This is a genomic window from Streptomyces sp. (genome assembly GCF_036566765.1).
Classification (GTDB): Bacteria; Actinomycetota; Actinomycetes; order Streptomycetales; family Streptomycetaceae; genus Streptomyces.
Window position 1 is genome coordinate 1 of the sequence record NZ_DATCVQ010000729.1, and the last position, 6,738, is coordinate 6,738.

Here is a 6,738-nt window from a genome sequence, read left to right on the forward strand (position 1 = left end):
CGGACGCCGCAGATGGAGGTTCAGCTTCCACGTGCCGTGGGCCCTGTCCAGGACGGCGTTGGCGACTACCCACTGCTCTCCTTGGACCGGTTCTCCATCGGCCTCGCCTGCTGCCGTCTCGGGTCCCAGACGGCCGACTACGGCCGTTCCGGGCTCAAGGTTCCTCCCCTCGATCTGCGCGACGCGGAACGTCTGGACGCCGTCATGGCCGAAGTGCGCCCGCGGATCGTCCTCAACGCCTCGAGCGGCCTGGCCGACTGGGCGACGACGGCAGAAGGCCCCATCCGACTCGCGATGGTCGCAGCGAGGTACGGAACGCGCCTGATCCACGTGTCCAGCGACGCGGTGTTCTCCGGAGCTGGAGTCCACTACGACGAGTCCAGCCTCCCCGACCCCATCACCCCGTACGGCGCCGCCAAGGCCACAGCAGAAACCGGCGTCCTCGCTGTCCATTCGAGGGCCACGGTCGCCCGCACATCACTGATCATCGGCCACGGGCGATCAGTACACGAAAAGATCGTGCACGAACTCGCCGCCGGCACCCGCGACGGCACCCTGTTCAGCGACGACATACGTTGCCCCGTACACGTCTCCGAACTCGCCGCCGCGCTTCTCGAACTGGCGGCGTCCGACGCGGCCGGCATCCACCACCTCGCAGGCTCTGACGCTGTGAGCCGTCAGAGCTCGGCATCCTCATCGCACAGCGGGATGGGCTCGACCCCTCCCAGCTGCCCACGGGACTGTGGGCCAACAGCACTCTTCCCGGCGCGCTCGGCGTACGCCTGGACAGCAGGGCGACCCAGCGAACCCTGCGGACCACACTGCGCGGTGCTCGACAGTTCTGCAGCGACCCCGTGTAACGCCTGTTTGCGCATCGTCACGGCACACGGACATGTAGACCGGCCGACTGCTGCGGTCGTCGTTTCCCCGGCCGGCGACTGCCGGGCCCGCCCCCGGGTCCAGCCACGAGCACGCGGTACGGCCACAGCGCGGCCCGGTCGGGCACCCCTGGGAACGGTCGCGCGCCGGCCTCCCCGGGCCCGAGGGTTCTAGATGCGCGCGTTGCGCAGCGACTGCCACACAGCGCCGGCCAGCGCCCGCGTCGCCCGGGGGACCGACAGATGCTCGTGCTCGCGGTACAGGGCCCAGTTGTACTGCACGAGCGACAGCTTGTTGGAGGACAACGATCCCGCCTGGTGGGCCCTGTACACCGCAAGCGGCTCAGCCAGGCCCCGGGCGTCAGCGCCGTCCCGCATGATCGACAGCCAGAGGGCGTAGTCCTGTCGCTTGCGCATCTCCGGCATCAGCCTCGTGCCCAGGACATTGCGGTCGTACATGGCAGTGAGCGCACCGATGTGGTCCCGGCGCAGCATCGCGCGGTAGTCCACGTGCTCCCGCGCACGAACCACCCGACCGTTCGGGACCCAGTCGGTGCTCTCGCCGTCGTAGTCGGCGTCCATCTTGAAGTACGAGGTGAACGTCAACGGCGCATCACCTTCCGCGGCGAAGGCGAGCTGCTTCTCGGTCTTCTCCGGCAGCCACATGTCGTCGCTGTCGAGAAAGGCGACATAGTCCCCGCGGGCCCGTTCCATCGCGAGGTTGCGGGCCCGGCCCGCACCGCCCTGCTCGCGCGCCCGCTGTGGCAGGACGCGCTCGTCCTGCTTGGCGAACTCGCGCAGCAGGTCCATGGAGCCATCGGAGGACTGGTCGTCGGTGATCAGCAGCTCCAGGTCGCTGTGGGTCTGCGTGAGCACCGACCGGACGGCTGCGCCGAGGGTGGCTGCCGAGTTGTACACGGGCATCACGACGGACACGAGGGGCACAGCACTTCTCCTTGCCAGACCAGGAACGACGGTCCATTCAAGCACCGCTCTCGGAGCTCGCCGCGTTTGCCAGCGACCAGGTCGGCGTTGCCGGGATGACCCGTGGCTCGTTATCCGGGCGATGCCAGTCCTTCCCTGCGACGGCGCGGAGATGGGCAGATCGAGGTCCACGGCCCACAAGTGGATCCGCCGGTGGCGGACGGAAGGCGACGCGGGCCTGGTCGAACGCTCCAGCAGCCCCACCGCACACCGCATCGCACCCACCGGCCATCGAGGCGCGTGTCTGCGATCTCCGCAAGGCCCGCAAGCTCGGGCCCGCCAGGATCGGCCCCGTCCTGGGCCTGCCCGCCTCGACCGTCCACAGCATCCTGACCCGCCACCGGCTCAACCGGCTGGCCTGGCTGGACCGGCAGACCGGCGTCGTGATCCGCCGCTACGAACGCGACCGACCCGGCGAACTCATCCACGTCGACGTCAAGAAACTCGGCCGGATCCCCGACGGCGGCGGCCACAAGACCAACGGCCACAAGACCAACGGCCGCGAGGCCGGCAGGCCCATCCGCGGCATGGGATTCGACTGCATCCACTCTGCCGTCGACGACCACTCCCGCCTCGCCTACAGCGAGATCCACCCCGACGAGAAGTCGCGACCTGCGCGGCCTTCCTGGCCCGAGCGGCTGCTTTCTTCCACGCACACGGCATCACCCGCATCGAACGGGTCCTGACCGACAACGCCTGGGCCTACCGCAAGGGCCTGGCCTGGAAGAACGCCCTGGCCCTGCTCGGTGCAACCGGCAAGCTGACCCGCGCCTACCGGCCGCAGACCAACGGCAAGGTCGAACGCTTCACCGCACCCTGCTCGACGAGTGGGCCTACCTGCGGCCCTACACCAGCAACCACGAGCGCAGCGAAGCCCTGGCAGACTTCCTCCACACCTACAACCACCACCGCTGCCACACCGCACTCGACGGACACCCGCCCATCAGCCGCGTGAACAACGCTGCGGGTCAATACATCTAGGGCCTGTTGGGAAAGTCAGTCTTGGTCGTGAAATGATCACGCGTTTCCGGCGTCCCGGGGGAGGACGCCTCCCCGCAGGTGGCGCAGTAGTGGGTGGCGACGGTGCCGGCCGCGGCGGCACGGTCCACGGCGGCCCGCGCCCGCCGCGCGTCCCGGTTCTCGCTTCGGATGACGGCGATCGTGCCGACGAAGAGGAGCACCGCGGCGACGGCTCCTACCGCCGCGAGCCAGGGCCAGCCTCGGTCGTCGGCGTAGTACTTGCCCGCAGCCCCGGCCATGAGCGCGATCACGGTCCCCTCGGCGAAGTGCATGCACCCGCTGCCCTCGGTCGCATTGGCGACCGCCACGGTGTCTGCCGCTCCGCACCGGGGACACACCACTGGCCCGTTCGCCGTCCCGCTGCCCACCCCGTTCTTCATGGCCCCATCATGACGCCCCCCTGCGTGTCCACGCCAACCGGCCCGGCGGACGGGGAGGGGACGACAGCCCGCGACGCTGACACAGCCGAGACCATTACCTTGCGCCGTTGCTCACCCGGTCTGGGTGCGGGTACGGCCCAGTGCCGAACGCGGTACCGGTCGATGTCTCCGGCGGGCGGATCCACTACTTTCAGGCGGCCTTCGCTGACGAGTTGCTGGGCGTATAGGCGGATCACGTAGTTGGATCGGCCCGTCGCGGTGCGTAGATCAGAGCAGTTGAAGGGGGCGATCCCGAAGTGCTGCTGGATCGCGCGCAGCATCAGGTCCTTCGCGGATATGTCCGTGGTGTTTTGCTTGCTTGCTGGGATGTGGCGGTTCCCTGCCGCGCGTGTCAGGAGCTTCTGCCGCTGCAACTCCCACATAGCGCTGGCAACCGCCGAGGCTGAGACGCTGTATCTCTCGGCCAGCACCTTCCTTGGTGGGAGCACCTTGTCGGTCGAGAAGACGCCGTTCTTCAGGTCCCCGGTCAGTTGCGTCAGGGCTTCCTGCCCATCCGCCTCGATCTCGGGCTCGGTGAGCGGCGTGGCCGTGATGTTCCTGCCGGTGGAATTGGTGCTGTTGAAGCGGGGCTGTTCGGTGCCCCGTGCTACCCGCTCAGCGTCTTCGGCGTCGCCTCGGTCGAGGTACCACTCCTGAGTGCGGGTCATGGCATCGACTACCCCTCGCCTCGGCCGCTTCCACCTGAACGCCTACCAGCAACACCGCAGCTTCCTCACCGACGCCGAAGACACCCGGCTCAGCGAGCGCGCCCACCACCAGATCCGCACCGTGGCACCGTTCCTGGACACCCTGCTGGCCAACGCCACCGGCAAGCGGAGCACACCGGAGCACTTCCTCGACCAACTCGCCGCCGCCATCCCGGGCATGCCGTTCCTGGGCTACCTGTATTTCGAGGTGCTCTCGGAGTACCTGATTCCCGCTTCCACCCGGGGCACGACCGTCTCGTCGAGCTCATCGAAGGCATCGAGCCCGGACTGGCCTCCGACGTCGCCGCCTACACCCGCGACCGGGTCGCCCATCTGGTCGCTGCCATCGCCCTCGAACCAGACCAGGACGCAGCCGCCTTCACCTTCCGTGACGCCGACATCGAAACGCTCACCGCGGCCGCGCCGACGCTGCTCGGGCAGGTGATCTTCCGCGAGATGCGGATCCTCGACCGCTACCCCCAGCTCTACCTCGCCTTCGAACAAGCCAAGGCAGTGGCAGTGTGGACCCACTGGAATGAGCGCAGCATCGCCACGCCCTTCAGCGGCTTCCTCCCCAAAGGCGAGATCGGCGTCAACCCCGCCTTCGCCCAGGTCGACCACACGGTGTGGCTGGCCGAGACCTGCGAGCGAAGCCTGCTCCACCCCGTCCAGCGGCTCGACGTCGCCTTCGTCCCCCGCCTCGCCGACCTGAGCCTGACCGCCTTGCGCCGGGACGACACCGGCCTGGCCGCCGGCCACCAAGCAGCCGCCAGGTTCGCCGCGGGCTCCGCATAGAGTCCGGATGCTCGGTGCTGCTCTCAGCCGCCGGGGAGAGCGTGAGGCGCGGCATCGGCCCTCAATGAGCAGATACCCTCCCCAGCCAGATGATCCGGCCCGACTCCACGCCGCCCACGTCGACCTTCCCGTCACCCTGGACGACCCCGCAGGAGACGAGATCCGCGACGACGTCTCCCTGTCCTTCGCTCCCACCAGCCGGCAGACCGTGTATGGGCTGTTCCGGCGCTGCCAGCGGCAGGGTGTGTGGGCCCGGTTGCTGACGTTGTTGCAGGCGAGGGCGGACACGGCCGGGCTGATCACCTGGGAGGTCAACGTTGACTCCACGGTCTGCCGAGCTCACCAGCACGCAGCCGGCGCCCGCCGGGACGGCGCCGGGCAGAAGGAACCGCCCGGAGGGGTTGTCACCGAGCCGGACGACCATGGGCTGGGCAGGTCGCGGGGCGGGTTCACCACGAAGATCCATCTGGCGTGTGAGCAGGGAAGTGGGCGAGCACCTCGTCGATCGTGCGCGTCGGGCCCTGGCCCGGTGAGACCACCAGGCCCAGGACCAGATCCTGCTCGTAAGGCGTCATCGCCTGATCACCTCCCATGCGGTGATGTTGTCGTTGAAGAGCTTGAGCGCGTCACCGGCAGCCAGGCCGATGTTCACGTGTGAGGTTGGTGAACGCCCCAGGTCTTGGGTGAACCCCAGCAAGATCATTCTCACCGGGATTTCCTGTACCTCAACTACTCACAGCCGAGACCCGGCAGCCGCCTGAGCAGTGCGGGGCTCTGTGCTCGAAGCACCCGTGTCCGGCGGCGCACAGGGCCTTCACGGAAGCACGGTCGGCCCTGATTTCCCCACGCCTGCTCATCGGCTCTCTGGGTCTGCTCCCTGTGGTTTCCCGGTCCGGGTCGAGTTGGCGGGGATGTGGTGGGTCATTCCTCGTATTGGATGCCGTGGGGGGCGGCGATGGGGTTGAGGTGGGCGGGGGTGAAGGATCCGTCGGGGGTGGTGGCGGGTCCGGCTTCGGCGAGGTCTTCCAGGTAGCACTCCCAGCCGCCGGGCGAGGAGACCTGGAGTACGCGGGGCGGTATGTCGGTGGCGCGGCTCAGTGCGTGCGGGACTCCCTTGGGCAGGAGGATGAACGAGCCGGCGGGGATGGTGAGGTCCTCGCCGTCGAAGTGCACGCCGAGTTCGCCTTCCAGGACGTAGATCATCTCGTCGGCGAGGTGGTGGGTGTGCCGGGGAATGTCGCGGACCAGGGTGACTTCCAGCAGGGAGAGGCGGCCTTCGGTGTCTTCTGTGCGTGCCTTGACCTGGAAGGGCGGGGGCAGGGCGACGCGTCCGGGCCTGCGCTCGCCGGGCAGCAGCTTGATGAATCGCTCGCGTGACATGACGGTCCAATCTCTCGTGCCGGGGGAATGGGGTGGCCGGGTGATGGGGCTGGGTTACCGGTCGGGGTCGGCGGCCTGGAGGACCTCGGCCAGTCGGGTCAGGGCGGCCACAACCTGCTCACGGTCCTCGCCGAGGCCGGCCAGCAGCTCGACCTCACGCTCCAGCAGCCGGGGGAAGAGCTCGTCGATGACCAGCTCCCCTGCCTCGGTGATGACGACCTCCACCGACCTGCGATCGGCCGCGCTGGGAGTGCGCCGGATGTAGCCGCGCTCCTCAAGACGAGCCAGGCTCTTGCTCACCGCCACACGCGAGATCCCCAGGTGCGCGGCCAGACGACGGGCGATGACCGGCCCCGACGCATGCCGCAACGGAATGAGCAGATCCAGCTCCGGCGCCGTCACCGGCGCCGCCTCATGCAACGGACGCAACGCCCGCTCATGCAGCAGGTGAACCCGCCGGATCAGCCCGATCACCTCCATCGGGGAGGTGTCCATGTCCGGATGCCGCGCCGTCCACCGCGCACGCATGTCTTCTACGGAAGGAAGCACACCCAA

The 6,738-nt window shown here is 68.6% G+C and carries 8 protein-coding genes and 3 pseudogenes; 5 read left to right on the forward strand and 6 right to left on the reverse strand.

Annotated elements, in window-relative coordinates:
• Positions 1–168: 168 nt before the first annotated feature.
• Positions 169–860 (forward strand): annotated as a pseudogene (locus tag VIU94_RS42000) (sugar nucleotide-binding protein); the annotation flags it as partial.
• Between the two features lie 189 nt (positions 861–1,049).
• Here the strand turns inward: VIU94_RS42000 and VIU94_RS42005 are convergent.
• Complete coding sequence (locus tag VIU94_RS42005; RefSeq protein ID WP_331920502.1) at positions 1,050–1,823, reverse strand: glycosyltransferase family 2 protein; 774 nt, start codon at positions 1,821–1,823, stop codon at positions 1,050–1,052.
• Between the two features lie 112 nt (positions 1,824–1,935).
• Between VIU94_RS42005 and VIU94_RS42010 the strand changes: the two are divergent.
• Positions 1,936–2,843 (forward strand): annotated as a pseudogene (locus tag VIU94_RS42010) (IS481 family transposase).
• Here VIU94_RS42010 and VIU94_RS42015 read toward each other — a convergent pair.
• Entirely contained in the window at positions 2,840–3,190 is a 351-nt protein-coding gene (locus VIU94_RS42015) for a hypothetical protein (protein WP_331920504.1), read from the reverse strand. The pseudogene VIU94_RS42010 and the gene VIU94_RS42015 sit on opposite strands and share 4 nt — an antisense overlap.
• 68 nt (positions 3,191–3,258) lie before the next feature.
• A complete protein-coding gene (locus VIU94_RS42020; RefSeq protein WP_331920506.1) occupies positions 3,259–3,969 on the reverse strand; it encodes a GntR family transcriptional regulator in 711 nt (236 codons plus the stop codon).
• Here VIU94_RS42020 and VIU94_RS42025 point away from each other — a divergent pair.
• From VIU94_RS42025 to VIU94_RS44855, 3 genes and pseudogenes are all read left to right on the forward strand, one after another.
• On the forward strand, positions 3,968–4,453 hold the full coding sequence (locus tag VIU94_RS42025; RefSeq protein ID WP_331920508.1) for a hypothetical protein: 486 nt from the start codon (positions 3,968–3,970) through the stop codon (positions 4,451–4,453). The two genes, VIU94_RS42020 and VIU94_RS42025, sit on opposite strands and share 2 nt — an antisense overlap.
• On the forward strand, positions 4,450–4,803 hold the full coding sequence (locus tag VIU94_RS42030; RefSeq protein ID WP_331920510.1) for a hypothetical protein: 354 nt from the start codon (positions 4,450–4,452) through the stop codon (positions 4,801–4,803). Before VIU94_RS42025 ends, VIU94_RS42030 begins: the two co-directional genes overlap by 4 nt.
• A gap of 202 nt (positions 4,804–5,005) precedes the next feature.
• Positions 5,006–5,296: pseudogene (locus VIU94_RS44855) on the forward strand (IS5 family transposase); the annotation flags it as partial.
• Between the two features lie 78 nt (positions 5,297–5,374).
• Here the strand turns inward: VIU94_RS44855 and VIU94_RS42040 are convergent.
• The 3 genes from VIU94_RS42040 to VIU94_RS42050 form a co-directional block, all read right to left on the reverse strand.
• Positions 5,375–5,506: a hypothetical protein gene (locus VIU94_RS42040; RefSeq protein WP_331920516.1), complete on the reverse strand. Its 132-nt coding sequence runs from the start codon at positions 5,504–5,506 to the stop codon at positions 5,375–5,377.
• Between the two features lie 218 nt (positions 5,507–5,724).
• Positions 5,725–6,183, reverse strand: coding sequence for a cupin domain-containing protein (locus tag VIU94_RS42045; protein ID WP_331920512.1), 459 nt, complete (start codon positions 6,181–6,183; stop codon positions 5,725–5,727).
• A gap of 54 nt (positions 6,184–6,237) precedes the next feature.
• On the reverse strand, positions 6,238–6,678 hold the full coding sequence (locus VIU94_RS42050; protein WP_331920514.1) for a MarR family winged helix-turn-helix transcriptional regulator: 441 nt from the start codon (positions 6,676–6,678) through the stop codon (positions 6,238–6,240).
• Positions 6,679–6,738: the final 60 nt, after the last annotated feature.

Excerpts from the sequence above, each read along its gene's own strand:
- VIU94_RS42025 (WP_331920508.1), top strand. The coding sequence starts at position 3,968 with ATGGCATCGACTACCCCTCGCCTCGGCCGCTTCCACCTGAACGCCTAC.
- VIU94_RS42020 (WP_331920506.1), bottom strand. The coding sequence starts at position 3,969 with ATGACCCGCACTCAGGAGTGGTACCTCGACCGAGGCGACGCCGAAGAC.
- VIU94_RS42040 (WP_331920516.1), bottom strand. The coding sequence starts at position 5,506 with ATGATCTTGCTGGGGTTCACCCAAGACCTGGGGCGTTCACCAACCTCA.
- VIU94_RS42045 (WP_331920512.1), bottom strand. The coding sequence starts at position 6,183 with ATGTCACGCGAGCGATTCATCAAGCTGCTGCCCGGCGAGCGCAGGCCC.
- VIU94_RS42050 (WP_331920514.1), bottom strand. The coding sequence starts at position 6,678 with ATGGACACCTCCCCGATGGAGGTGATCGGGCTGATCCGGCGGGTTCAC.